The organism is Pseudomonas sp. BIC9C (assembly GCF_034541995.1).
In the GTDB taxonomy this organism is placed as follows: Bacteria; Pseudomonadota; Gammaproteobacteria; order Pseudomonadales; family Pseudomonadaceae; genus Aquipseudomonas; species Aquipseudomonas fluorescens_CC.
Genome location: NZ_JAWDGM010000003.1, coordinates 236,145 through 261,039, shown reverse-complemented (window position 1 = coordinate 261,039; position 24,895 = coordinate 236,145). Strand labels below are relative to the sequence as shown.

Annotated in this window: 20 protein-coding genes, 2 tRNA genes and 3 pseudogenes; 17 read left to right on the top strand and 8 right to left on the bottom strand. The window is 60.0% G+C overall.

Going from position 1 to position 24,895, the window contains the following annotated elements; all coding sequences use genetic code 11:
- Window positions 1–57 precede the first annotated feature (57 nt).
- Complete coding sequence (locus RS887_RS15785; protein WP_322616073.1) at window positions 58–1,065, bottom strand: DUF481 domain-containing protein; 1,008 nt, start codon at window positions 1,063–1,065, stop codon at window positions 58–60.
- A gap of 154 nt (window positions 1,066–1,219) precedes the next feature.
- On the opposite strand from RS887_RS15785, the gene RS887_RS15780 reads away from it, so the two are divergent.
- The 4 genes from RS887_RS15780 (at window position 1,220) to RS887_RS15765 (ending at window position 6,018) form a co-directional block, all read left to right on the top strand.
- Window positions 1,220–1,582: an MGMT family protein gene (locus RS887_RS15780; protein ID WP_256356894.1), complete on the top strand. Its 363-nt coding sequence runs from the start codon at window positions 1,220–1,222 to the stop codon at window positions 1,580–1,582.
- Window positions 1,583–1,626: 44 nt separating this feature from the next.
- The gene (locus RS887_RS15775; protein ID WP_111281434.1) at window positions 1,627–3,186 is read left to right on the top strand and encodes an AmpG family muropeptide MFS transporter; all 1,560 of its coding nucleotides are present in this window, start codon (window positions 1,627–1,629) and stop codon (window positions 3,184–3,186) included.
- A gap of 143 nt (window positions 3,187–3,329) precedes the next feature.
- Entirely contained in the window at window positions 3,330–5,045 is a 1,716-nt protein-coding gene (locus RS887_RS15770; RefSeq protein ID WP_322616072.1) for a proline--tRNA ligase, read from the top strand.
- A gap of 19 nt (window positions 5,046–5,064) precedes the next feature.
- Window positions 5,065–6,018, top strand: a complete 954-nt coding sequence (locus RS887_RS15765; RefSeq protein WP_322616071.1) for a hypothetical protein — start codon at window positions 5,065–5,067, stop codon at window positions 6,016–6,018.
- A 132-nt stretch (window positions 6,019–6,150) separates the two neighbouring features.
- On the opposite strand, the gene dinB is transcribed toward RS887_RS15765, so the two are convergent.
- Complete coding sequence (gene dinB, locus RS887_RS15760) at window positions 6,151–7,212, bottom strand: DNA polymerase IV (protein WP_322616070.1); 1,062 nt, start codon at window positions 7,210–7,212, stop codon at window positions 6,151–6,153.
- A 301-nt stretch (window positions 7,213–7,513) separates the two neighbouring features.
- On the opposite strand from dinB, the gene RS887_RS15755 reads away from it, so the two are divergent.
- The 4 genes and pseudogenes from RS887_RS15755 to RS887_RS15740 all read left to right on the top strand — a co-directional run bounded on the left by RS887_RS15755 (window position 7,514) and on the right by RS887_RS15740 (window position 12,111).
- A tRNA-Met gene (locus RS887_RS15755) sits at window positions 7,514–7,590 on the top strand.
- Window positions 7,591–7,821: 231 nt separating this feature from the next.
- Window positions 7,822–7,898, top strand: a tRNA-Met gene (locus RS887_RS15750).
- A gap of 277 nt (window positions 7,899–8,175) precedes the next feature.
- Window positions 8,176–10,816, top strand: a pseudogene (gene mprF / locus RS887_RS15745) (bifunctional lysylphosphatidylglycerol flippase/synthetase MprF).
- Window positions 10,816–12,111 (top strand): virulence factor family protein, encoded by a 1,296-nt coding sequence (locus RS887_RS15740; protein WP_322616069.1) that lies wholly within the window; start codon window positions 10,816–10,818, stop codon window positions 12,109–12,111. The pseudogene mprF and the gene RS887_RS15740 overlap by 1 nt, the downstream one beginning before the upstream one ends.
- Before the next feature lie 207 nt (window positions 12,112–12,318).
- Here the strand turns inward: RS887_RS15740 and RS887_RS15735 are convergent, their stop codons facing one another.
- Window positions 12,319–14,160 (bottom strand): potassium transporter Kup, encoded by a 1,842-nt coding sequence (locus RS887_RS15735; RefSeq protein WP_416339978.1) that lies wholly within the window; start codon window positions 14,158–14,160, stop codon window positions 12,319–12,321.
- 352 nt (window positions 14,161–14,512) lie between these two features.
- Here RS887_RS15735 and rimO point away from each other — a divergent pair, with 352 nt between their 5' ends.
- From rimO to tsaA, 6 genes and pseudogenes are all read left to right on the top strand, one after another.
- Entirely contained in the window at window positions 14,513–15,850 is a 1,338-nt protein-coding gene (rimO, locus tag RS887_RS15730) for a 30S ribosomal protein S12 methylthiotransferase RimO (RefSeq protein WP_322616067.1), read from the top strand.
- Window positions 15,851–15,961: 111 nt separating this feature from the next.
- Window positions 15,962–16,435, top strand: a complete 474-nt coding sequence (locus RS887_RS15725) for a GNAT family N-acetyltransferase (RefSeq protein ID WP_111281418.1) — start codon at window positions 15,962–15,964, stop codon at window positions 16,433–16,435.
- Window positions 16,436–16,625: 190 nt separating this feature from the next.
- The gene (locus tag RS887_RS15720; protein WP_322616066.1) at window positions 16,626–17,336 is read left to right on the top strand and encodes an rRNA pseudouridine synthase; all 711 of its coding nucleotides are present in this window, start codon (window positions 16,626–16,628) and stop codon (window positions 17,334–17,336) included.
- A gap of 76 nt (window positions 17,337–17,412) precedes the next feature.
- A complete protein-coding gene (locus RS887_RS15715) occupies window positions 17,413–17,883 on the top strand; it encodes a DUF1456 family protein (RefSeq protein WP_322616065.1) in 471 nt (156 codons plus the stop codon).
- Between the two features lie 230 nt (window positions 17,884–18,113).
- Window positions 18,114–18,883: pseudogene (locus RS887_RS15710) on the top strand (SDR family oxidoreductase).
- A gap of 185 nt (window positions 18,884–19,068) precedes the next feature.
- Window positions 19,069–19,767: a tRNA (N6-threonylcarbamoyladenosine(37)-N6)-methyltransferase TrmO gene (tsaA, locus tag RS887_RS15705; protein ID WP_322616064.1), complete on the top strand. Its 699-nt coding sequence runs from the start codon at window positions 19,069–19,071 to the stop codon at window positions 19,765–19,767.
- A gap of 196 nt (window positions 19,768–19,963) precedes the next feature.
- On the opposite strand, the gene fpr is transcribed toward tsaA, so the two are convergent.
- The gene (gene fpr / locus RS887_RS15700) at window positions 19,964–20,743 is read right to left on the bottom strand and encodes a ferredoxin-NADP reductase (RefSeq protein WP_003443014.1); all 780 of its coding nucleotides are present in this window, start codon (window positions 20,741–20,743) and stop codon (window positions 19,964–19,966) included.
- A 148-nt stretch (window positions 20,744–20,891) separates the two neighbouring features.
- Between fpr and RS887_RS15695 the strand changes: the two genes are divergently transcribed.
- Complete coding sequence (locus RS887_RS15695; protein WP_043302480.1) at window positions 20,892–21,818, top strand: LysR family transcriptional regulator; 927 nt, start codon at window positions 20,892–20,894, stop codon at window positions 21,816–21,818.
- Here RS887_RS15695 and RS887_RS15690 read toward each other — a convergent pair.
- Both RS887_RS15690 and erdR read right to left on the bottom strand, forming a co-directional pair.
- Window positions 21,815–22,177 carry a diacylglycerol kinase gene (locus RS887_RS15690; protein WP_007996906.1) on the bottom strand — a complete coding sequence of 121 codons (363 nt, stop codon included), beginning with the start codon at window positions 22,175–22,177 and terminating at the stop codon, window positions 21,815–21,817. The two genes, RS887_RS15695 and RS887_RS15690, sit on opposite strands and share 4 nt — an antisense overlap.
- 75 nt (window positions 22,178–22,252) lie before the next feature.
- Complete coding sequence (gene erdR / locus RS887_RS15685) at window positions 22,253–22,903, bottom strand: response regulator transcription factor ErdR (protein WP_322616063.1); 651 nt, start codon at window positions 22,901–22,903, stop codon at window positions 22,253–22,255.
- Here erdR and RS887_RS15680 point away from each other — a divergent pair.
- Complete coding sequence (locus RS887_RS15680; protein WP_322616062.1) at window positions 22,896–23,141, top strand: hypothetical protein; 246 nt, start codon at window positions 22,896–22,898, stop codon at window positions 23,139–23,141. The two genes, erdR and RS887_RS15680, sit on opposite strands and share 8 nt — an antisense overlap.
- Here RS887_RS15680 and RS887_RS15675 read toward each other — a convergent pair.
- Window positions 23,122–23,879: pseudogene (locus tag RS887_RS15675) on the bottom strand (tRNA-uridine aminocarboxypropyltransferase). The gene RS887_RS15680 and the pseudogene RS887_RS15675 overlap by 20 nt on opposite strands.
- Before the next feature lie 188 nt (window positions 23,880–24,067).
- Between RS887_RS15675 and RS887_RS15670 the strand changes: the two are divergent.
- Entirely contained in the window at window positions 24,068–24,490 is a 423-nt protein-coding gene (locus RS887_RS15670) for a PA3611 family quorum-sensing-regulated virulence factor (protein WP_322616061.1), read from the top strand.
- Here the strand turns inward: RS887_RS15670 and RS887_RS15665 are convergent, their stop codons facing one another.
- Complete coding sequence (locus tag RS887_RS15665) at window positions 24,491–24,685, bottom strand: hypothetical protein (protein ID WP_057716151.1); 195 nt, start codon at window positions 24,683–24,685, stop codon at window positions 24,491–24,493.
- Between the last annotated feature and the right edge of the window lie 210 nt (window positions 24,686–24,895).

Sequence of the window (24,895 nt, the reverse complement as noted above, 5' to 3'; positions counted from 1 at the left end):
GACAGCCCCTGCGCTGACCTTGCAGGAGCTGTCGAAGGCGGTGATCTTTTGATTTTCTTACCAGGTCACGCCAAACCCTGCGGTGTAGCGTGTCTTGTCCAGATCCGCATCTTCGGTGCCGCTGATGATGTCCCGCTCCGCTTTCAGGTTCAGCGAAGCCCAGTCAGTCACCTTGTAGCGCAACCCCATCTCGGCATCGAGTGCGTAGTCGGCCACGCCCGACAGCGGCTTGCCGACCTCACCATTGGTGAAAAACTCGACACGTTTGCCGACCAGATAGCGGTTGTAGTCCCACTTCATGGCCAGGGCGTAGAAATTGTCCTTGCTGCCGTCAGAGAACTCATAGTCTGTGTGGTTGACCAGCGAGCCCAGGGAGAACGCCCCGAGTTCGTCATCCCAGAACTGATAGCCGGGACCGGTACCGACAGTGCGCTGACGGGAAAGGTCTTCGACCTTGTCGCGTTTGTACACCAGGCGGCCCTGCCAGAACCACTGCTCGGTCAGGAACCGGTCGATGGAATACTCGGCCCGCCAGTTGTCGGTGGTCACCACGCTGTCCTGGAACTCGCGGTTGTATTCGCCTTCGGCGGTATGCCGCCAGCGGCCGTGACGCGCACTGGTCTTGAAATCGATGCCGTAGTCATCGGTATCGTTTTCCGCCCGCTGATAATCCAGTGCGATATCGACATTGCCTTTCCACACCAGATCCTCGACCACCGGTTTTGGCTTGAGAATCTGCTGAATGCTCGCCAGTTCGACCGTCTTCGGTGCTTCGCCATTGGCCAGCGTGACCTTGCCGGCGTCCGCCGCTTTCAACGACTTGGCTTTCTCGCCACTGTAGGCATCCTGCTTGACCAGCAACTCCTGATCGCTGTCCAGGGTCTTGACCTGTTTCCAGTCGATCGTCACCGCACCGGCATACTCGGTCTGGATCAGCAGCTTGCCGCCATCGAACAACGTGATCTTGCCGCTCAGCTTGTCGCCGTTCTTCAACCACACGGTATCGGCTAGCAAGGGAGAGGAAGCACTGAGGACAGCGAGACACAGCAGGGATCTGGACAACATAAGCAAAATACCGGCTCAGGCTTGCAAGAAAAGTCGGCATTATCCGTAGGAACAAGGCCCTGACAAGGACTGACCCGACTATTTCTGCTGAGTTCATTTCTCAACTTTCTGCACAGGAATTACTCTACAGACGGTAAAGCAGACTTTCTCAGGAATGACGGACGTGACCGATCCAACCGATGAACCCGAGAGTGCGGCGCAAATCCGACGCACGGCGCTGTATCTGACACTGGCGCAAGTTCCCGAGGGCAAAGTCGTCAGCTACGGTCAATTGGCCGAGCTGGCAGGACTGGGTCGCGCCGCCCGCTGGGTCGGGCGCACCCTCAGCCAATTGCCGAGCGACAGCAAGTTGCCCTGGCATCGGGTTCTGGGCGCAAACGGGCGTATCAGCCTGCCCGTCGGCAGCCCTTCGGGGGATGAGCAGCGCGCACGATTACGCATGGAGGGCATCAGTGTCCTGAATAATCGTGTTGATATTCAGCGCCATGGCTGGCGCCCGGTAGAGCACAGCGGTTAGAGTGCGCGCTTTGTTTCCGTATTTCTTGAGGCAGACTCCAGCCCATGCCCCGTAAAACCTGGCGCGCCGCGCTCGCCGCTTATGCCAGCCCCTCGACACTCGTGCTGTTGCTGCTTGGTTTCGCCGCCGGCCTGCCTTACATGCTGGTGTTTTCGACGCTTTCGGTCTGGCTGCGTGAAGCCGGCGTGGCTCGCGAAACCATTGGCTATGCAAGCCTGATCGGCCTGGCGTATGCCTTCAAATGGGTCTGGTCACCGCTGCTCGACCAATGGCGACTGCCATTGCTCGGCAAACTCGGTCGACGACGATCCTGGCTCGTGCTGTCCCAGGCACTGGTCATCCTTGGCCTGATCGGGATGGGTTTCTGCGACCCGCAAAAGCATCTCTCCTGGCTCATCGCTATCGCAGTGGTCGTCGCCTTCGCCTCGGCGACGCAAGATATTGCGGTAGACGCCTATCGCCTGGAGATCGCCGAAGACAATCGTCAGGCCGCCCTGGCCGCCAGCTACATGTCCGGTTACCGGGTCGCCGCGCTGCTGGCAACTGCAGGCGCGCTGTACTTCGCCGAAGGCTTTGGCTCCACCGGCTTCAACTACAAACATGCGGCCTGGGCCGGCACTTACATCCTGTTCGGGGTGCTGATGGTCCCGGCACTGCTGACTTCATTGTTCATGCGCGAACCACCTGTGCCGTTACGCACGCAACTGCAGGCCGGGCGCTACAGTTTCGTGCATCAACTGGCCTCGGTATTCGTGCTGATCATATTGCTGGTGTCCGTGCCGGCCATGTTCACCCAGCTCTACAACACCGACTTTGCCAGCGTACTGTTCGAAGGCGTGAGCCTGCTCGACCTGCTGCTCGAAGACCGCGCGTTCCTGCGGGCCATCCTCTACACCACACTCACCGCCCTGTGCCTCTCGGCCATGGGCCGACGCGGCCTGGCGCCGGTACTGACGCCAGTCAACGACTTCATCCTGCGATACCGCTGGCAAGCACTGCTGCTGCTCGGCTTGATCGCCACCTACCGGATGTCCGATACGGTCATGGGGGTGATGGCCAACGTGTTCTATATCGACCAGGGCTTCACCAAGGACCAGATCGCCAGCGTCAGCAAAATCTTCGGCCTGATCATGACCCTGGTCGGCGCCGGCATGGGCGGCCTGCTGATCGTGCGTTTCGGCATTCTGCCGATCCTGTTCATTGGCGGCGTCGCCTCCGCGGCGACCAACATCCTGTTCCTGATGCTCGCCGACATGGGCCCGAATCTGCAGATGCTGATCCTGACCATCTCCCTGGACAACTTCAGTTCAGGCCTGGCCACCTCAGCCTTCGTCGCCTACCTGTCGAGCCTGACCAACCTCAAGTTCTCCGCCACCCAGTACGCCCTGCTCAGCTCGATCATGCTGTTACTGCCACGCCTGATCGGCGGCTACTCCGGGGTCATGGTGGAAAAGTTCGGTTATCACGACTTCTTCCTGATTACCGCCCTACTGGGCGTCCCGACCCTGCTGTTGATCGCCTTGCACTGGTTCCAGGAAAACCGCCGCGCAGGCCCGACACCTACACCGGAACCGGTGCAGACCCCGGTCGCCGAAGAATCGTAGGTTCTTTACTCAGGAAAAGTCGCGGAGGGCCGAATGAATCGCGCCCTCCTGCCACACCACCGACCGCACGCCTGTACGCCAGCGGAACTCACCCGTACAATGCTCCGTCATTTCTCGTCATCAGCAATCGATAACGGCCAACCATGCGCACCAGTCAATTTTTGCTCGCCACACAGAAAGAAACGCCTTCCGACGCGGTCGTGATCAGCCACCAGCTGATGCTGCGCGCCGGCATGATCCGCAAACTCGCCTCGGGCCTGTACACCTGGCTGCCGATGGGCTTGCGGGTAATGCGCAAGGTCGAAGCCGTCGTTCGTGAAGAAATGAACGCTGCCGGCTCTCTCGAAGTGTTGATGCCGAGCACGCAACCGGCTGAGCTGTGGCAGGAGTCCGGGCGCTGGGAAGAGTACGGCCCTGAATTGCTGCGCTTCAAGGATCGCCACGGTCGCGATTTCTGCGCCGGCCCGACCCACGAAGAAGTCATCACCGATCTGATGCGCAACGAGTTGAGCAGCTACAAGCAGCTGCCGATCAACCTGTACCAGATCCAGACCAAATTCCGTGACGAAATCCGCCCGCGCTTCGGCTTGATGCGCGGCCGCGAATTCATCATGAAGGACGCCTATTCGTTCCACGCCGACCAGGCTTCGCTGCAGGTCACCTACGACCGCATGCACCAGGCCTACTGCAACGTGTTCACCCGCCTGGGCCTGAAGTTCCGCCCTGTTGAAGCCGACAACGGCTCCATCGGCGGTGCCGGCTCCCACGAGTTCCACGTGCTGGCCGAGTCCAGTGAAGACGACATCGGTTTCAGCAACGGCTCCGACTACGCCGCAAACATCGAGAAAGCCGAAGCCGTGCCACGGGAAACCTCGCGCGCCGCTCCGACTGAAGAACTGCGCCTGATCGACACCCCGAACGCCAAGACCATTGCGCAACTGGTCGAAGGCTTCAACCTGCCGATCGAAAAAACCATCAAGACCCTCGTGGTGCACGCTGAAGAAAAAGGCAAGCTGATTGCCCTGATCATACGTGGCGACCACGAGCTGAACGAAATCAAGGCGGCCAACCAGCCAGGCGTTGCCAGCCCGCTGGTCATGGCTTCCGAAGCCGAACTGCGCGACGCCATTGGCGCCGGTGCCGGTTCCCTCGGCCCGCTGAACCTGCCGCTGCCGATCATCATCGACCGCTCTGTCGAACTGATGAGCGACTTCGGCATCGGTGCCAACATCGACGACAAACACTACTTCGGCGTGAACTGGGAGCGCGACCTGCCTGTTCCGACCGTTGCCGACCTGCGTAACGTCGTGGCCGGCGACCCGAGCCCGGACGGCAAAGGCATCCTGGAAATCAAGCGCGGCATCGAAGTCGGGCACATCTTCCAGCTGGGCAACAAATACAGCAAAGCGATGAAGTGCGAAGTGCTGGGCGAGAACGGCAAGCCGGTCACCCTGGAAATGGGCTGCTACGGCATCGGCGTGTCCCGCGTGGTCGCGGCTGCCATCGAGCAGAACAACGACGAAAACGGGATCATCTGGAGCGACACGCTCGCGCCGTTCCAGATTGCCCTGGTGCCGCTGCGCTACGAAACCGAGCAGGTTCGCGAAGCCACCGACAAGCTGTACGCGGAACTGACCGCTGCCGGCTTCGAAGTGTTGCTGGACGACCGTGACAAGAAAACCAGCCCGGGCATCAAGTTCGCGGACATGGAGCTGATCGGCATTCCACACCGGATCGTGGTCAGCGATCGCGGCCTGGCCGAAGGCAACCTGGAATACAAGAGCCGTACCGAGGCCGACGCACAAGCGCTGCCGGTCGCGGACGTGCTGCCCTTCCTTCAGGCCCGCATCCGTCGCTGATACCAGATATAGAGGCGTCATGTTCAAGCGAAACACCTTAGGCCTCGGTGGTGCCGCCTTGTGCGGCACCCTGCTGGTCAGCGGCTGTGCCAACCACATGTCACAACGCAGCGAGCAAGAGGAACGTGTCGAGCGCAAATTGCTCGATCACAGCCTGCAGATCGATGTCGGTGAGCCCAAGGTGCTTGAGCTGCCGCAACGGCGGGTGAAAATTCACGAGCAGAAGACTTTCGAAGTCACCGAGTACGAAGTCACGCGTCACTACGACCGCTATACGCCGTACCAACCCTGGCGGGAAATTTACGAAATCCCGCTGGGCGCGGTGGCCGTGGTGGCGGGTATCGGTGCCAACGTGGTCAATGTGTTCACCCTCGGCAATCTGCCGGACAGCGTGACCAAGGACTGGCTGAGCTACGGTTTCGCCGGGCTCAACCCGTTCATGAACGTGCAATCCCACGGCCGCGCGCAGCAAAACCTGGCCGGTATTGGTGAAGTCCAGCGCGACAAGCGCACGGAATACTCAAGCCTGCCCTGGAGCGAGCGTCCGGTCGAGGTCAAGGCCGGCAAGGAAACCTTCGAGCTGACCACCGACAAAAACGGCGTGCTACGCCTGAATCTGTTGGACAGCCCGTTCGCCGAAAATGACATCAACCATCTGAGCCGGTTGCTGATCCGTGTCGAGGATGCCCAGGGCAACGTGCACAGCGATTCCACCCTGGCTATCAGCAGCAACTTGCGCAGCAAGCTCTATGAGGCCCACGGCCTGATTTACGACGACCTCGAAGGTGATGAGGTGAGCCAGTGGGTACACCGGGTCAAGCGCCTGTCGGAACTGGGTCTTGAAGAAGAAGCCAGTGAGCTGGAACAGAGCCTGATCGAACTGACGCGCAATGATCCCGAATTGCAGAGCGAGTTCCTCAAGTCGCTGGCCCGCAATGGCGAACGACTGGTGGCGAATCCGGGGCTGAACTAAAAGCCAAAAGCTAAAAGCTTCGCGAGCAAGTCGGATCGCCGCACCGCCGCTCCCACACTGGATTTGTGAACGCCTCAAATCTCCTGTGGGAGCGGGCTTGCTCGCGAAGGGGCCCTCACATTCACCACAAACCTACCGCTCGAACAACTCCATCTGCTCGAACCCACCCCGCAAGTCCTCCAGCCGCACGCCGACGCCCAACAACCGCACCGGTTTACCGCCGCGATTGAAGGCCTGGGTCAGCATCAACTGATAACTTCCCAGATCCCGCCCTGCCCCGGCCTGCTCCAGTGTCGTCTGGGTGAAGTCGTGGAACTTCACTTTGACGAATGGCTTGCCCGGACGATAACTGCTGTCGATTCGCGCCATACGACCGGCCAGGGTCTCCAGCAGCTCGGGCAACTTGTCCAGGCAACTCTTCAGGTCCGGCAGGTCAACGTCGTAGGTGTTTTCGACACTGATCGACTGACGGCGACTGTCGTTATGCACCACGCGCTCATCGATCCCACGGGCCAGACTCCAGAGTCGCTCGCCAAAGCTGCCGAACTCACGTACCAGCGCCAACTTGTCCCACTCGCGCAATTGCAGGCAATCGGAGATACCCAGCTTGCCGAGCTTGTCGGCGGTAACTTTGCCGACCCCATGCAATTTGCTCACCGGCAAGCCACTGACAAAGTCCTCGACCTGGTCCGGAGTAATGACGAACAGGCCGTTGGGCTTCTTCCAGTCACTGGCGATCTTGGCCAGAAACTTGTTCGGCGCCACACCCGCCGACACGGTGATATGCAGTTGGTTGGAAACCCGGCGCCGGATGTCCTGGGCGATTCGCGTCGCACTGCCCGCAAAATGCGCGCTGTCCGACACATCGAGGTACGCCTCATCAAGCGAGAGCGGCTCGATGATCTCCGTGTAATCGCGAAAGATCGTGTGAATTTCCCTGGACGCCTCTCTATAGGCATCCATGCGTGGCTTGACGATGATCAGGTCCGGACACAGCTTCAAGGCATGCCCGGAGGACATTGCCGAACGCACCCCGTACGCTCGCGCCTCATAATTGCAGGTGGCGATCACCCCGCGCCGATCCGCCGACCCGCCCACCGCCAATGGCTTGCCGGCCAGACGCGGGTCGTCACGCATCTCAATGGCGGCGTAGAAACAGTCACAATCGACGTGGATGATCTTTCGCTGAGTCATGGCAAAGCAGTGTTCATGGCAAGGAAAAGGCGTCTGGGTATGACGGATATGCAGTATCTCACCGACACCTGTATATAGCACCAGTAGTCTGAATGTTCTTTTCGACTCGTGGGAAATGTCCTTGGTAAATTTATTTTTTCAATCGAAAAAACATTCGCGATAGAGCCGCAGGCCTTGCCCCGTCTGCCTCACAGGCTGACAAGCCTGCCCCTCAGCAAGCTAACCGATTGAAGCGGAACAGGTTTTATCTGAATTGAAGGTTGACACCCCGGCGTATCTCTATAGAATGCCGGCACACAGACGCGGGATGGAGCAGTCTGGTAGCTCGTCGGGCTCATAACCCGAAGGTCGTCGGTTCAAATCCGGCTCCCGCAACCAAACATCAAAAAAGGCTGCTCGAAAGAGTGGCCTTTTTTGTGCGTGCTTGTTTTGCAGCACCGAGCACCGAAACCAGCCGACCCGCTCAATCGAGCAGAAAGCAGAAATCGTTCTGATTCCGAAACTTAGGCCAAGGCTGCGACCGTTTGCCGCGATTCAACGTTTATTTGACCTGCTTCAGGATTAACGGTTGACACCCCGGCATTACTCTATAGAATGCCGCCACACAGACGCGGGATGGAGCAGTCTGGTAGCTCGTCGGGCTCATAACCCGAAGGTCGTCGGTTCAAATCCGGCTCCCGCAACCAAACATCAAAAAAGGCTACTCGAAAGAGTGGCCTTTTTTGTATCTGTTGAAAAAGTCCTTTCGCAACAATGATCTGTCACTGTGTAGCAAGCCGCTTGGGTCACCCAGGCGCCGGGTTCAGACTATGCTCTATCGCAGGCTGAAGCCTTCACGACTGATGTCGCGCCGTCCCCGCTGCCCGGTGATAGGCGTTAATATTTGTGATTATTTTTTTCTACAGGGATTGGTAACTTGGCTGGATACCCCCATCCTGTCGCGCACAATCCAAGAGGTGATTGATGCGCGCCAACTCGTCTGATTCACAAGACACTGTCACAGCGACACAACCGATCAAGGCTGAGCGTCTGCGCCTGCTTGATCGATTGAGCAAATACCGTCAACCCATTGGCCTGGCGGTCACTCTGCTGTTGTTCGCGATCGCGCTGATTGCCTGTCGTCACCTGCTGAGCGAGCTCGACCTTTACGCGCTGCACGATTCGATCCTCGAAGTTCCACAACCAGCCTTGATGGGCGCCCTGGCCGCCACTGTAGTGGGTTTCATCATTCTGCTCGGCTACGAATGGTCGGCCAGCCGCTATGCCGGCGTGAGCCTGACACCGCGCACACTGGCACTGGGCGGTTTCACGGCCTTTGCCATCGGCAACGCCATTGGTCTTTCTATGTTGTCGGGCGGTTCGGTTCGCTATCGCCTCTATGCCCGTCATGGTGTGGGAGCGGGTGAAGTCGCCCGCATGACACTGTTCGCCAGCCTTTCGCTGGGTTGCGCCCTGCCGCCGCTGGCCGCCCTGGCGACGCTCAGCGACCTGCCGGCCGCGTCCACCGCCCTGGGGATCTCCGAGACGTTGCTGGGCGTGGTGGCAGCCGCCGTGCTCCTGCTGTTTTCAGTGCTGGCCATCGGCATCTACCGTCGTCGGCTGCCGGAACAGCCGTACCCGGACAACCTGCTGGTCAAGGTCGGGCGCCGCACCTTGCGCTTGCCCGGGAGCCGCCTGACGTTCCTGCAATTGATCATCACCGCCCTGACGTAGCCGCCGCCGCGACCGTGCTCTATCTGTTGCTGCCGGAAACTCCACCCTTCGGTGCGTTCCTTCTGGTTTACCTGCTGGCCCTGGCCGCCGGCGTGCTCAGCCATGTGCCGGGCGGTGTCGGGGTGTTCGAGGCGATTTTGCTGGCGGCGTTTTCCGACACCCTGGGTGCCGCACCACTGGCGGCCGCCCTGCTGCTTTATCGCTTGATCTACGTGGTCCTGCCCTTGCTGGTGGCCTGCCTGCTGTTGCTGATCAACGAAGGTCAGCGCCTGTTCCAGACACGCCAGACATTGCGCGCAGCCTCAGGCCTGGCGGCTCCGATTCTGGCGGTGCTGGTATTCCTCTCAGGTGTTGTCCTGCTGTTCTCCGGGGCCACCCCGGAAATCGATACCCGCCTGGAACACATCGGTTTTCTGATCCCCCATCGACTGGTCGATGCTTCGCACTTTGGCGCCAGCCTGGTCGGCGTTCTTTGTCTGTTGCTGGCCCAGGGGCTGCGCCGCCGGCTGTCGGCGGCGTGGATGCTGACCACCATTCTGTTGCTGGTCGGCGCCCTGCTCTCACTGCTCAAAGGCTTCGACTGGGAAGAAGCCAGCCTGATGGTGCTGACGGCGAGCCTGCTCGGGGTATTCCGCCGCTCGTTCTATCGCCCCAGCCGCCTGACCGAAGTACCGTTCTCGCCGCTGTACCTGGTGGCCAGCCTGTGCGTGCTCGGGGCGTCGATCTGGTTATTGCTGTTCGCCTACCAGGACGTTCCGTACAGCCACCAACTCTGGTGGCAGTTCACTCTGGACGCCGATGCCCCTCGTGGCCTGCGCTCGCTGCTCGGAGCTGCCGTACTGCTGGTGGTGGTGTCGCTGACCTGGCTGCTGCGTACCGCGCGTCCGGTCATTCACCTGCCGTCGTCCGACGAACTGGAGCGCGCCAGCAAGATCCTCATGGCATCGGCCCAACCGGATGGTGGCTTGGCCCTGACCGGTGACAAGGCGCTGTTGTTCCACCCCAATGACGAGGCGTTCCTGATGTACGCCCGCCGTGGCCGCAGCCTGGTGGCGTTGTATGACCCGATCGGCCCGGGCCAGCAACGGGCGGAAATGATCTGGCAGTTCCGCGACCTGTGCGACATCCACCACGCCCGTCCTGTGTTCTATCAGGTGCGCGCAGAGAACCTGCCCTACTACATGGACATCGGCCTGACCGCGATCAAGCTCGGCGAAGAAGCCCGGGTCGATCTCAAGCGGTTTGATCTCGAAGCCAAGGGCAAGGAGATGAAAGACCTGCGCTACACCTGGAACCGAGGCACCCGTGACGGCCTGTCGCTGGAAATCTTTGAGCCGGGCCACGCGCCGATGGATGAGCTCAAGGTGATTTCCGATGCCTGGCTGACCGGCAAGAACGTCCGGGAGAAAGGTTTTTCGCTGGGTCGCTTCAGCGATGACTACCTCAAGTATTTCCGCATCGCGGTGATTCGTTTCGAAGGACGCCCGGTAGCGTTCGCCAACTTGCTCGAGACCTACGGCCACGACCTGGCCAGTCTCGACCTGATGCGCGCGCATCCGGACGCCCCTAAGCTGACCATGGAGTTCATGATGGTCGGCCTGATCCAGCATTATAAAAATCATGGATACGCGCGTTTCAGCCTGGGCATGGTGCCGTTGTCGGGGTTACAACCCCGTCGCGGCGCACCTTTGACCCAGCGCCTGGGCTCGATGGTATTCCGCCGTGGTGAGCAGCTGTACAACTTCCAGGCTTGCGCCGCTTCAAAGACAAGTTCCAGCCTGATTGGGAACCCCGTTATATGGCCGTGCCCGCCGGACTCGATCCGCTGGTTGCGCTGGCCGACACTGCTGCCCTGATCGCGGGCGGCTTGACCGGATTGGTGAAACGCTGATGATTCAACGCTCCTTGCGGTATGTATTGGGCACACTGGTAATAGTGGCCCTGATTCTCGGTGGCGGTTACTGGTACCTGAAACGCCCGGCACCGGAACCGACCCTCGAATTGCTGACCCCGGCCGATGGTGCGACGATGACCCGCGTCATCCCCGGCACTACGCCTCGCGCCCAGGTGCTGGTGGCGGTCAACGAAGACCAGAAGCTCAGCGACAAGCAATTGCTGACCCTGAGCCGCAGTGGCTCGGCGCAAATCGTCCAGGTGATCCTGCCCAAGGACTGCCTGCTGCAAAGCCGGGCCCTGCAAGCGGGCCTCAGAGAACTCAAAGGCCCGGCGACCCTGGTCAGCGGTATCGGCCCGGGTGCCGTGCTGGCCTGGCGCTGGTTGTCCGAGCAGAAGAATGACAAGGCCCAGGCCGTCTCGGTCGACCTGGCCCTGGAAAAGGGCGGCTGCACTCACCTGCTGCCCAAAAGCGCTGCCCACGGTCACTGGCTGGTCGCATGGAACGACAACCCGGACGACACCAGTGCAGGTTTCGTGCGTGATCAACCGAACGCCGAAACCAGCATCAGCGACTACGACATCAACCTGCCGCAAGTGCTGAACAACGAACTGCGTAAAATCCTCGTCGGTGGCGACAAGGCCGCTGGCGGCCTGCAGATCCCGGTGGTCGAAGTGCCCGCCGGCCAGGCCAGGGACACCGTGACCCTGTTCCTGTCCGGTGACGGCGGCTGGCGCGACCTCGACCGCGATGTGGCGGGCGAGATGGCCAAGATCGGCTACCCGGTGGTCGGCATCGATACCCTGCGCTACTACTGGCAGCACAAGAGCCCGGAGCAAAGTGCGCTGGACCTGGCTGAACTGATGCAACACTACCGGCAAAAATGGGGCACCAAGCGCTTCATCCTGACCGGTTACTCGTTCGGCGCCGATGTCCTGCCGGCGATCTACAACCGCCTGGCCGAGTCCGAGCAGCAACGCGTCGACGCGATCATCCTACTGGCCTTCGCCCGTACCGGCAGCTTCGAGATCGAAGTCGAAGGCTGGCTCGGCAACGCCGGTAAGGAAGCCGCCACCGGCCCGGAAATGGCCAAGCTGCCAGCCGCCAAAGTGGTGTGCATCTACGGCGAAGAAGAGACCGACGAGAGCGGCTGCACCGACAAGACGGCAGTGGGCGAAGCCATCAAGCTGCCTGGCGGCCACCACTTCGACGAGAACTACCCGGCGCTGGCCAAGCGTTTGGTGGATGTGATCGAGAAGCGTCAGGCTAAGGAAACGGCTGCTACAGAGTGATCTGAGCCAGCCGAAAAAAGCCCTCGTTACCTCACGGTAGCGGGGGCTTTTCATTCAACGCCACAAATCCTGTAGGAGCGAGCCGGCTCCGGGCGGCGCTCCGACGATAGTCGTCAACGATAACGCTGGCTGCCTGAATGCCCGCGGTGAACTCAGGTTTTTCGTCGGAACGCCGCCCGGAGCCGGCTCGCTCCTACAGGATCAGGTTTACATTTCGACCTGCGTCCCCAGTTCAATCACCCGGTTCAGCGGCAGATTGAAGAAACGCAGGTTGCCGTTGGCGTTCTGCAACATGAACGCAAACAGCGCCTCACGCCAGCGCGACATGCCTTCGAGCTTGGAGGCGATGACCGTCTCGCGGCTGAGGAAGTACGTGGTGCGCATCGGGCTGAAGTTCAGTTCATCGAGATGACACAGCTTCAACGCCTGCGGCACGTCCGGCTCATCGATGAAGCCGAAATGCAGGATCACCCGGAAGAAACCTTCGCCGTAGGCATCGACCTCGAACCGTCGTGATGGCGGCACCCGCGGGATGTCTTCGTAGACCACCGTCAGCAGCACCACTTGCTCGTGCAGCACCTGGTTATGCAGCAGGTTGTGCAACAGCGCGTGGGGCACGGCATCCGGCCGTGCCGTCAGGAACACGGCGGTGCCCTGCACGCGATGGGGTGGCTGTACGGCAATGCTGCTGATGAAGATCGGCAGCGGCAGCCCACCTTCATCGATGCGCTCCACCAGCAATTGCTTGCCGCGCTTCCAGGTGGTCATCAGCACAAACAGGGCGAAACCGGCGATCACCGGGAATGCACCGCCCTGAACGATTTTCGGCACGTTGGCGGCGAAGTACACACCGTCTACCAACAGGAAACCCAACAGGATCGGCACCACAAGCACCGGTGGCCATTTCCACAGCAGCAGGATCACCGCGGACACCAGAATGCTGGTCATCAGCATGGTCCCGGTCACCGCCACACCATAGGCCGAGGCCAGGGCTCCGGAGGATTCGAAACCCAACACCAACAGCACCACGCCGACCATTAGCGCCCAGTTCACCGCACCGATGTAGATCTGGCCCTGTTCGGCGCTGGAGGTATGCCGGATGTGCATGCGCGGAATGTAACCGAGCTGGATCGCCTGACGGGTCAGGGAGAACGCACCGGAAATCACCGCTTGCGAGGCAATCACCGTGGCCAGGGTCGACAGGCCGACCAGCGGGATCAATGCCCAGCTCGGTGCCAGCAGGTAGAACGGGTTACGGGCAGCTTCGGGGTCGCCAAGCAATAGCGCGCCCTGGCCGAAGTAGTTCAGCACCAGCGCCGGCAGCACAAGAATGAACCAGGCACGTGCAATCGGTTTGCGGCCGAAGTGGCCCATGTCCGCGTACAGGGCCTCGGCACCGGTCAATGCCAGCACCACGGCGCCGAGAATCGACACGCCCATGCCCGGATGATCCACGAAGAAACGTACACCCCATACCGGGTTCATCGCCCCCAGGACTTCTGGATGCTGGCTGATGCCATAGACGCCCAACGCGCCCAACACCACAAACCAGGTGACCATGATCGGCCCGAACAGAATGCCGATCCGCGCCGTACCGTGACTCTGAATCAAAAACAGCGCGACCAGCACCACTAGCGATATCGGCACCACCCAGTGGTCGATGCCTTCGAATGCCAGGCCCAGGCCTTCAATCGCCGACAGCACGGAGATCGCTGGGGTGATCATGCTGTCGCCATAGAACAACGCCGCGCCAATCAGTCCGCAGACCACCAGCAACGTGCGCAATCTGGCATGCCCCGCCGCCGCCCGCCGGGCCAGTGCGGTCAAGGCCATGATCCCGCCTTCGCCCTGGTTGTCGGCCCGCAGTACAAACAACATGTACTTGATCGACACGACCCAGATCAGCGACCAGAAAATGAGTGCCAGAATCCCCAGCACCCCGTCATGGTTGACCGGCACGCCATAGCCTCCGGAAAACACTTCTTTGAGGGTGTACAACGGACTGGTGCCGATATCGCCATAAACCACCCCGACTGCCGCGACCAGCATGCTGATCGGCTTCACCGCCGAATGCTCGGCGCCCGCAGTCTGACTACTTGCCTGACCCATCCACCACTCCTACTACCCAGACTCGGGCTTCTTTGAAAGAAGCACTATGCTTTGTCGTGCAGCATGCGCTGTTTTACTTCACGTTACAGACGTTTTGTTGACTGTAAAAAAACAGTAAAGCGTAACGGCGCGAAGCATAGCGCAGCACTCGTCGTATTTCCCTGCATAAAGCTGGTCAAGTGCGCTTACCATCGCTAGAATTGCGCACTTTTTGATCAGAGGCGCCAAACAAGCGCCCGTCCGTCGTCTTGCCGCACTCGGCACGAGGCGTCACAAAATACCGAGGTTAGACATGTCCACCACTCCTGCGTCGGCCAATCCAAAGGTTGGCTTCGTATCCCTGGGCTGCCCCAAAGCACTGGTCGACTCCGAGCGCATCCTTACCCAGCTGCGCATGGAAGGCTATGACGTCGTGTCCACCTACCAGGACGCCGATGTCGTGGTGGTCAACACCTGCGGCTTCATCGATTCGGCCAAGGCCGAGTCCCTGGAAGTGATCGGCGAAGCCATCAAGGAAAACGGCAAGGTCATCGTGACCGGCTGCATGGGCGTCGAAGAAGGCAACATCCGTGACGTGCACCCGAGCGTGCTGGCCGTGACCGGCCCGCAACAGTACGAGCAGGTGGTCAACGCCGTGCACGAAGTCGTGCCGCCGAAGCAGGATCACAACCCGCTGATCGACCTGGTGCCACCACAAGGCATCAAACTGACTCCGCGCCACTACGCCTACCTGAAGATTTCCGAAGGCTGCAACCACAGCTGCAGCTTCTGCATCATCCCGTCGATGCGCGGCAAACTGGTCAGCCGGCCGGTGGGCGACGTGCTCGACGAGGCCCAGCGCCTGGTCAAGTCCGGCGTCAAAGAGCTTTTGGTGATTTCCCAGGACACCAGCGCCTACGGCGTCGACGTGAAATACCGCACCGGTTTCTGGAATGGCGCGCCGGTAAAAACCCGCATGACCGAACTCTGCGAAGCCCTGAGCACCCTGGGCGTCTGGGTTCGTTTGCACTACGTTTACCCGTACCCGCACGTTGACGAGCTGATCCCGCTGATGGCCGCCGGCAAGATCCTGCCGTACCTGGACATTCCGTTCCAGCACGCCAGCCCGAAAGTGCTGAAGTCGATGAAACGCCCGGCGTTCGAAGACAAGACCCTGGCGCGGATCAAGAACTGGCGCGAAACCTGCCCGGACCTGATCATTCGTTCGACCTTCATCGTCGGCTTCCCCGGCGAAACCGAAGAAGACTTCCAGTACCTGCTGAACTGGCTGACCGAAGCCCAGCTCGACCGTGTCGGCTGCTTCCAGTACTCGCCGGTAGAAGGTGCACCGGCCAATGACCTGGACCTGGAAGTCGTCCCGGACGACGTCAAGCAGGATCGTTGGGAGCGTTTCATGGCGCACCAGCAGGCCATCAGCTCGGCGCGCCTGCAAATGCGCATCGGCCGCGAAATCGAAGTGCTGGTCGATGAAGTCGACGAGCAAGGTGCGGTGGGCCGCTGCTTCTTCGATGCCCCGGAAATCGACGGCAACGTATTCATCGACAACGGCAGCAACCTCAAGCCGGGCGACAAGGTCTGGTGCAAAGTGACCGACGCCGACGAATACGACCTGTGGGCTGAACAGATCTAAACGCAAAAAATACGCAAAGCCCCGCTCTCTTGACGAGATGCGGGGCTTTTTTACGGCTATCGTTTGAGATTGAACGGATTCATACCACTCACACAACAGGGGCAGACAGGCATGCGTCAGCATTCGGTCATCCACACGCCGAAACTCGGCGACTACGAAGAATTGACCCGGGTCTGGGAGGCCTCGGTGCGTGCCACCCACGACTTTCTGCCCGACAGCTACATCGAACTGCTGAAAAACCTGGTGCTCACCCGCTACCTCGACGCGGTGATGCTGATCTGCACCAAAGATTCGAGCCAACGCATCACCGGGTTCGCCGGCGTCGCGGCCGGCAAGATCGAAATGCTCTTCATCGACCCTGACCACCGTGGCCAGGGCCTGGGCACAAAACTGTTGCGCTATGCCCTGGAACACCTGAACGCCGACGAACTGGATGTCAACGAACAGAACCCGCAAGCCCTGGGGTTTTATTTCAAGCAGGGGTTCGAAGTGATCGGCCGCTCGGAAGTCGATGGTATGGGGCAACCGTATCCGTTGCTGCACATGCGCTTGCGCCAAGCCGAAAAGCTCACGCGCAATGGCTGATACACCATGAAACCTTTGTGGGAGCGAGCCTGCTCGCGAAAGCGCTGTGTCAGTCAACATTGATGCCAGCTGACAAATTGCATTCGCGAGCAGGCTCGCTCCCACAAAAAGCAGCCACACTGAAATGGACCCGCGATTAACCGGCGCCAGGCAGGTACAATGCCCACCCCCTTTTTGTTACGGCCCTGACATGACTGACCCGATTCGTCTCTCCAAACGCCTCATCGAACTCGTCGGCTGTTCCCGTCGGGAGGCTGAGCTGTTCATCGAGGGCGGCTGGGTCACCGTCGACGGCGAGGTCATCGACGAGCCGCAATTCAAGGTCGACACCCAGAAAGTCGTGCTTGATCCAGAAGCCAAGGCCACTGCGCCGGAACCGGTGACCCTGCTGCTCAATGTGCCCGCCGGCATGGACGCGGACACCGCCATGGCCACCCTCAGTGCCGAGACCCTGAGCGAAGAACACCGCTACGGCAAGCGCCCGTTGCGCGGGCACTTTCTGCGACTGACCGCCAGCACCGACCTGCAGGCCAACGCCAGCGGTCTGCTGGTGTTCACTCAGGACTGGAAAATCCTGCGCAAACTCACCGCCGACTCCAGCAAGATCGAGCAAGAGTATGTGGTCGAGGTTGAAGGCGAGATGGTGGCTCACGGCCTCAATCGCCTGAATCACGGCCTGACCTACAAGGGCAAGGAGTTGCCGGCAGTCAAGGCCAGCTGGCAGAACGAAAACCGCCTGCGCTTTGCCATGAAGAACCCGCAACCGGGCATCATCGCCCAGCTGTGCCAGGCCGTCGGCCTGAAGGTCGTCGCCATCCGCCGCATCCGCATCGGCGGCGTGTCCATCGGCAAAGTGCCCGTGGGGCAATGGCGCTACTTGTCCGGCAAAGAGAAGTTCTAAGGCTTCCCACGCCGCCACACCTTTCGGCGCTGCTGTTTTCGGCGGCGCCCATAGCTGAATTATCAGGACTGCACACATGATTCATAACGACGTACTGCGCAGCGTGCGCTACATGCTCGACATCAGCGACAAGAAGGTCATCGAGATCATCAAGCTCGGCGGTCTGGACGTGGCCCAGCCGGACCTGGTGACCTACCTCGACAAGAAAGAGGAAGACGAGGAAGGTTTCGTACGCTGCCCGGACGAAGTCATGGCACATTTCCTCGACGGCCTGGTGATCTTCAAGCGCGGCAAGGACGAAAGCCGTCCGCCGCAGCCGATCGAAGTGCCGGTGACCAACAACATCATCCTGAAAAAGCTGCGGGTGGCGTTCGAGCTCAAAGAAGACGACATGCACGCGATCCTCAAGGCCGCCGAGTTCCCGGTGTCCAAGCCTGAGCTGAGCGCGCTGTTCCGCAAGTTCGGCCACACCAACTATCGCCCGTGCGGCGACCAGTTGCTGCGCAATTTCCTCAAGGGCCTGACCCTGCGAGTGCGCCCGCAGTAAGCTCAAGACACATCTGTTTTCTGTAGGAGCTGGCTTGCCAGCGATGGTCGCAAACGATAACGCGTGCTGACTGGATGAACGCGGCGCTCTCTCATCCTTCGCTGGCAAGTCGGGACGCCGCACCGCAGCTCCTACAACGCAATATGGCCCCTCATTCCGCGCAAAAATAGTGGCTCCGCTTCTGGCGTCTGACGGCTAGGGTGTAAAGACCTCAGTTTTCAGGATTCGCCATGCATCCCTACTTTTCCCTGCTAGGCCGCACCGCCCTGGTGACCGGCGGCACCCGTGGTATCGGTAAAATGATTGCCAAGGCCTACGTCGAGGCGGGCGCCACCGTGTACATCTGTGCCCGCGACGCCGAAGCCTGCCAGCAAACCGCCGACGAACTCGGAGCGCTTGGGCGCTGCCATGCCATGGCGGCCAACCTCGCCACCGAAGAGGGCGTCCTGCAACTGACCGCACGCCTGGGCGAGCAGATCACCCATCTGGACATTCTGGTGAACAATGCCGGCACGACCTGGGGTGCACCGCTGGAGAGCTACCCGATCAAGGGTTGGGAAAAAGTCATGCAGCTCAACGTGACGTCGGTATTCAACTGTATCCAGCAATTCCTGCCCCTGCTGCGCAAGGCCGGCTCGGCGCAGAATCCCGCGCGGATCATCAACATTGGCTCAGTGGCAGGGATTTCATCCTTCGGCGAACAGGCGTATGCCTACGGGCCAAGCAAGGCTGCGCTGCATCAACTGTCGAGGATTCTGGCGCGCGAACTGGTGAGCCAGCACATCAACGTCAATGTGATCGCTCCGGGGCGCTTTCGAGCAAGATGACCCAGCACATTGGCAATGATGAACAGGCGCTGGCGCAGGATACGGCGCTGATTCCGATGAAGCGTTGGGGCCGCGAAGAGGAAATGGCGGCGCTGGCGATCAGCCTGGCGAGTACTGCCGGGGCTTATATGACCGGGAATATCATTCCGCTGGATGGTGGGTTCAGCCTGTAGATCGGCGGTGCGGCCATCGCGGGCAAGCCACGCTCCCACAGGGTACTCGAGCGCACACAAGAATTGTGTCCATCACAAAACCTGTGGGAGCGTGGCTTTCCCGCGATGACAGACTGACAGGCACCAACGGGCTAGAGGCCGCGTGGGTTATCATGCCTGACTTAATCCCGCCTCGACCTCAAACCATGACCTACAGCGTTTCCCCCATCGGCTTCGTGCGCTCCTGCTTCAAGGAGAAGTTCGCCATTCCGCGTCAGCCGCAACTGGCCCCGGCCGCCCGTGGGGTGCTGGAACTGGTGGCACCGTTCGATCAAGGGGACGCGGTACAGGGCCTGGAGCAGGTCAGCCACGTGTGGCTGCTGTTCCTGTTCCACCAGGCCCTGGAGGAAAAGCCTCGCTTGAAGGTCCGCCCTCCTCGCCTCGGCGGCAATAAATCCATGGGCGTGTTTGCCACCCGCGCAACCCATCGCCCCAATGGCATCGGGCAGTCAGTGGTGAAACTGGACAAGGTCGAAGCCAACCGCTTGTGGATCTCGGGCATCGATCTGCTCGATGGCACGCCGGTTCTCGATATCAAACCCTACGTGCCCTACGCCGACATCATCGATACAGCCGCCAACAGCATCGCCAGCGCCGCGCCGCAGCTGATTCCCGTGCAGTGGGCGGATGCAGCGTTGCAACAGGCTCACAGGCACGCTCAACGCCTTGAGGAACCCTTGGTGGAGTTGATCGAACAATGTTTGGCGCAGGATCCGCGCCCGGCCTACCAAACGCCTGCACCCGAGCGGGAATACGGTGCGCAGTTCTGGGATCTGGATGTGCGTTGGCATTATCCGACACCAGAGCTGATCCGCGTCCTGGAAGTAATTCCCGCGAAAGCCTGAACACCGGAAACGAAAAAGCCCGCATGACCTTTTCAGGTCATGCGGGCTTTTTAGATGCGCTGCAATTCTTCTGTAGGAGCGAGCATGCTCGCGAAAAACCTGAAGACGCCGCGGGGTATCGGGCTTCCCGCGTTATCGTTAACGACCATCGCGAGCGATCGAGCGTCGACCGGCTGCTCCTACAGGTGACCTGCGGTCACTTCTCGACGAACGCACGCTCGATCAGGTAATCACCCGGCTCGCGCATCCGCGGCGAAACCTTCAGGCCGAAGCTGTTCAGCACTTCGCTGGTCTCGTCGAGCATGCTCGGGCTGCCGCACAGCATGGCGCGGTCGTCCTGCGGGTTGATCGGTGGCAGACCGATGTCGCTGAACAGCTTGCCGCTGCGCATCAGGTCGGTCAGGCGACCTTCGTTCTCGAACGGCTCACGGGTCACGGTCGGGTAGTAGATCAACTTGTCACGCAGCGCTTCGCCGAAGAACTCGTTCTGCGGCAGGTGCTCGGTGATGAATTCGCGGTAGGCGACTTCGTTGACGTAACGTACGCCGTGGCACAGGATCACTTTTTCGAAGCGCTCGTAGGTTTCCGGGTCCTGGATGACGCTCATGAACGGCGCCAGACCGGTACCGGTGCTGAGCAGGTACAAATGTTTGCCAGGCTTCAAGTCATCCAGTACCAGCGTGCCGGTAGGCTTCTTGCTGATGATGATCTCGTCGCCTTCCTTCAGATGCTGCAACTGCGAAGTCAGCGGACCATCAGGCACCTTGATGCTGAAGAACTCGAGATGCTCTTCCCAGTTCGGGCTGGCAATCGAGTAAGCGCGCATAAGCGGGCGGCCGTTGGGCTGTTGCAGGCCGATCATCACGAACTGACCGTTCTCGAAGCGCAGACCCGGATCACGGGTGCACTTGAAGCTGAACAGAGTGTCGTTCCAGTGGTGAACACTGAGGACACGCTCGTGGTTCATGTTGCTCATGTACGTGGGACTCCTGGAGATTGGTCTGCGCGTGTTCGGCGCCTGCCCTGCAAAGAAAGCTGGCTCTGCGCAATTGCATCGCATTCTAAAGGCAGAGACAATATCTGTTAAATGGATTATTAAGATAAGGGTTATCGGTTATATCGATATGCGATTTACTCTCCGTCAACTTCAAGTATTCGTCGCCGTCGCCCAGCAGGAAAGCGTATCCCGTGCTGCGGGCCTGCTCAACCTCTCGCAATCGGCGGCGAGTACCTCGATCACCGAACTGGAGCGCCAGTGCAGCTGCCAGCTGTTCGACCGCGCCGGCAAACGCCTGAGCCTCAACGCGCTCGGCAAACAGCTGCTGCCCCAGGCGGTGGCCCTGCTGGACCAGGCCAAGGAAATCGAAGACCTGCTCAACGGCAAGTCCGGCTTCGGCTCGCTGGCCGTGGGCGCGACCCTGACCATCGGCAATTACCTGGCCACCTTGCTGATCGGCAGCTTCATGCAGCGCCATCCGGAAAGCCAGGTGAAGCTGCACGTGCAGAACACTGCCAACATTGTGCAACAAGTGGCCCACTATGAAATTGATCTGGGTCTGATCGAAGGTGACTGCAGTCACCCGGACATCGAAGTACAAAGCTGGGTCGAGGACGAACTGGTGGTGTTTTGCGCCCCTCAGCATCCGCTGGCCAAGCGAGGCACGGCCACCATGGAGGAGTTGAGTCACGAAGCGTGGATCTTGCGCGAACAAGGCTCCGGCACACGGTTGACCTTCGATCAAGCCATGCGCCATCACCGCACTTCTTTGAATATCCGCCTGGAGCTTGAGCACACTGAAGCGATCAAGCGCGCGGTGGAATCAGGTCTGGGGATCGGTTGCATTTCCAGGCTGGCTTTGCGCGACGCATTTCGCCGCGGCAGCCTGGTGCCTGTCGAGACGCCGGATCTGGATCTGGCGCGACAGTTTTATTTCATCTGGCATAAACAGAAATATCAGACTTCGGCGATGCGCGAATTCCTCGACCTGTGCCGCGCCTTCACCGCCGGGGTTCAGCGCAGCGACGAGATCGTGCTGCCAACGATCGCTTAGAGCAGAATTACCGCCCATACCAGGGCAATCATGCTCAATGCCACGAACTGGGCAGCACTGCCCATGTCCTTGGCATTCTTGGACAGCGGATGCCGTTCAAGGGAAATGCGGTCGATGGCTGCTTCCACTGCCGAGTTGAGCAACTCGACGATCAACGCCAACAGGCATACCGCGATCAACAACGCCCGTTCGACCCGGCTGACATTCAGGAAGAACGACAAGGGAATCAGGATGACGTTGAGCAATACCAGTTGCCGAAAGGCGGCTTCACCGGTGAAGGCTGCGCGCAGGCCGTCCAGCGAATAACCGGAGGCATTGAGGATTCGTTTCAGGCCGGTCTGGCCTTTGAAAGGTGACATAGAGTGGGCAACTGACAAAAAAGAAGTGGGAAAGCTAGTTCAACCAAAGTCAAAAAAGCGTGAAGTCGCCTGCCTTTAATGGCTGGAAATTGACTCAAGTTGTTGCAAGAGCAGCGCGGCCTGGGTTCGGGTCCGCACATTCAGCTTACGGAAAATCGCGGTTACGTGCGCCTTGATCGTCGCCTCGGAAACACGCAGCTCGTAGGCGATCTGCTTGTTCAGCAAGCCTTCGCAGACCATGGTCAGCACCCGGAACTGCTGCGGTGTCAGGCTGGCAAGACCTTCGCTGGCCGCCTTGGCCTCATCGGAAACGCTGACCGCTTCAAATGCCTGCGGTGGCCAGAACACGTCACCATCGAGAACCGCCCGCACGGCTTTCTGGATCACACTCAAGTCGCTGGATTTGGGAATGAAGCCACTGGCGCCGAACTCACGAGACTTGACCATAATGGTCGCCTCTTCCTGGGCCGAGACCATGACCACCGGAATCTGCGGGTACTGACCGCGCAGCAGGACCAGTCCGGAAAAACCGTAGGCCCCCGGCATGTTCAGGTCCAGCAGTACCAGATCCCAGTCGGATTTTTCCGTCAGGCGGACTTCCAGTTCGGCGATGCTCGCCACTTCCACCAGGCGGACATCCGGGCCAAGGCCCAGGGTCAGCGCTTGATGCAAGGCACTACGAAAAAGTGGGTGGTCATCGGCAATCAGGATTTCGTATGTGGCCATTTTTCAAATGATCCTGTTTTTCATGGGACGCCCGATGCATTCGGGCCTCGCCAAAGCAACTCAAGGCACAGCCACGGAGCTGCACTTACAAGGCACGCTCAACGCAAAAAACCGCGTTGCAAACTTTGGCCGCACCCTAATCGGCGCCAAGCATGCCCAGCGAAGCCGGGGTGGTCAAGCAGCATGGCCGGTACACTTTATTGCAGTATCCGAGACAATCAGTCCATCAATGGCGTGACCGGTTGAACATAAGGCATCAACTCGGCGTGCGCCGGGGTCGAAACGTTCATGTCCAACTGATGTTTGGCGTCGAGGTAGTGCTGGCTGAACACATCGAAGTAGGCATCCAGCGCCGAGGCTGCGGCTACATCGCCTGCAAGGTCGAGGCACAGCGCCGCCACTTCCGCCGTGCACAGGTGCTCACTGCGAGTCGAGCGGCGCAACCGGTAGCGGAGAGTTTCTCGGGCAGCAGGCTGAGGATCGGCAATCGATCGAAATAGGGGCTCTTGCGAAAGATCTTCCGCGCTTCGGTCCAGGTCGCATCCAGCAGAATGAACAACGGGCGCTTCGTGCCATCGACATCCACGCTGTTTGTCACACGCTCAGGCGCGACGTACTCCCCCGGAAACACCAGGTAAGGCTGCCATTGCGGGTCGGACAACAGCGCCAGCAACTTCGGATCGACCTCGGTGCGGGACCAGATAAAGGCATGGTTGTCCGGGACCACGTCGGCGATCAGCCAACCGGTGTTGCTCGGCTTGAACACTTCCTTGTTGGTCATGATCAGGCACACGCCGGAGCGGGTAGCGACCTGCGGGCGCCATGCGCACAGGCAGTGACTCTCGATCACCCGGCAGTCACGGCAACGCGGCGCGCGCCAGCCGCGAGCCTGAATCGGCTTGATGCCCTCCTCCTCACGCTGATCGCGCAGGCGGGCTACGGCATTCAAGGCAAAGCGCGCGGTGGGATGACTCATGGCGGGCAACGCCCGCAGAGAAGGGAAATCGACACGAAAAACACTCGACAGGGTAAAAAGTACCCGCAGTTTACCAGACCGCCCGGCGCAAGCCTGTACCGTCCAGCCTGCCTCCCCTATAATTCGCCGCCACTGAACGCACAGTCACGTGACGGGTCAAACCCCCATCACTGAACCAGGAGAGTTTCATGCTGCGCCTTATCGTTCCTACCGCGGCCATTTTGCTGGCGTCGTCCCTTAGCGCCCAGGCTGCGTCCCTGAAAGACACGGAACTGAACAAAATGCTGCAAAACGTCGCCACCCAGAGCAGCGTCGGCACTCCACGAGCGATCAACGAAGACATACTCGATCAAGGCTACACCGTTGAAGGCAAACAGCTGATCAACCATCTGAGCGTGCAGAGCAGCCACGCCGACAAGATGCGTGCAGACCCGAAAGCGGTGTACTTCCAGTTGGGAGCTTCTGTCTGCAGGAACGAAGGGTTTCGCAAGCTGATGGCCAAGGGCGCGATCATGCGTTACGACTTCACCGAGGTGAAGACCAACCGTCCGGTCGGCTCCGCAAGTTTCCAGGAATCGGATTGCCTGCAACCGACCAAGAAGAAAAAGTAATCACCGCGAATTGGCGCGCCGTTGTTCATCTTCGGCGCGCAATTCCGCCAGCAGCGCCTGCAAGTAATGCGAACGGCGTTCGCCGCCACGCAAACGCCGGCAGCACTCCTCTTCGAGACTCAAATGATGGGTCTCGGCTGATGACTTCAGCAATCGATACAGTTGCGTATCGATCTCCAGAACGACTCTGGCCATGGCTTCCCGCCTCCCTGCACTCCACTCTTGTTTGAGCGATAAATCCTTGAACCGCTTGTACCGTGCGCCCTGCCGGTGACGCAAAGTTGTCGTGTGACACCTGTAACTTAGTAAATCAGAGTGCGGTACATGCGACGCACGTTCAGACGAGCGGTGAAACCACCTTGCATATCGTCAATAAGCGGTTGCCAGGAAAGACTTTGTGGCGCA

Coding starts and splice junctions, on each gene's coding strand:
- RS887_RS15785 (WP_322616073.1), bottom strand. CDS start 1,065: ATGTTGTCCAGATCCCTGCTGTGTCTCGCTGTCCTCAGTGCTTCCTCT.
- RS887_RS15780 (WP_256356894.1), top strand. CDS start 1,220: ATGACGGACGTGACCGATCCAACCGATGAACCCGAGAGTGCGGCGCAA.
- RS887_RS15775 (WP_111281434.1), top strand. CDS start 1,627: ATGCCCCGTAAAACCTGGCGCGCCGCGCTCGCCGCTTATGCCAGCCCC.
- RS887_RS15770 (WP_322616072.1), top strand. CDS start 3,330: ATGCGCACCAGTCAATTTTTGCTCGCCACACAGAAAGAAACGCCTTCC.
- RS887_RS15765 (WP_322616071.1), top strand. CDS start 5,065: ATGTTCAAGCGAAACACCTTAGGCCTCGGTGGTGCCGCCTTGTGCGGC.
- dinB (WP_322616070.1), bottom strand. CDS start 7,212: ATGACTCAGCGAAAGATCATCCACGTCGATTGTGACTGTTTCTACGCC.
- RS887_RS15740 (WP_322616069.1), top strand. CDS start 10,816: ATGATTCAACGCTCCTTGCGGTATGTATTGGGCACACTGGTAATAGTG.
- RS887_RS15735 (WP_416339978.1), bottom strand. CDS start 14,160: ATGCTGGTCGCGGCAGTCGGGGTGGTTTATGGCGATATCGGCACCAGT.
- rimO (WP_322616067.1), top strand. CDS start 14,513: ATGTCCACCACTCCTGCGTCGGCCAATCCAAAGGTTGGCTTCGTATCC.
- RS887_RS15725 (WP_111281418.1), top strand. CDS start 15,962: ATGCGTCAGCATTCGGTCATCCACACGCCGAAACTCGGCGACTACGAA.
- RS887_RS15720 (WP_322616066.1), top strand. CDS start 16,626: ATGACTGACCCGATTCGTCTCTCCAAACGCCTCATCGAACTCGTCGGC.
- RS887_RS15715 (WP_322616065.1), top strand. CDS start 17,413: ATGATTCATAACGACGTACTGCGCAGCGTGCGCTACATGCTCGACATC.
- tsaA (WP_322616064.1), top strand. CDS start 19,069: ATGACCTACAGCGTTTCCCCCATCGGCTTCGTGCGCTCCTGCTTCAAG.
- fpr (WP_003443014.1), bottom strand. CDS start 20,743: ATGAGCAACATGAACCACGAGCGTGTCCTCAGTGTTCACCACTGGAAC.
- RS887_RS15695 (WP_043302480.1), top strand. CDS start 20,892: ATGCGATTTACTCTCCGTCAACTTCAAGTATTCGTCGCCGTCGCCCAG.
- RS887_RS15690 (WP_007996906.1), bottom strand. CDS start 22,177: ATGTCACCTTTCAAAGGCCAGACCGGCCTGAAACGAATCCTCAATGCC.
- erdR (WP_322616063.1), bottom strand. CDS start 22,903: ATGGCCACATACGAAATCCTGATTGCCGATGACCACCCACTTTTTCGT.
- RS887_RS15670 (WP_322616061.1), top strand. CDS start 24,068: ATGCTGCGCCTTATCGTTCCTACCGCGGCCATTTTGCTGGCGTCGTCC.
- RS887_RS15665 (WP_057716151.1), bottom strand. CDS start 24,685: ATGGCCAGAGTCGTTCTGGAGATCGATACGCAACTGTATCGATTGCTG.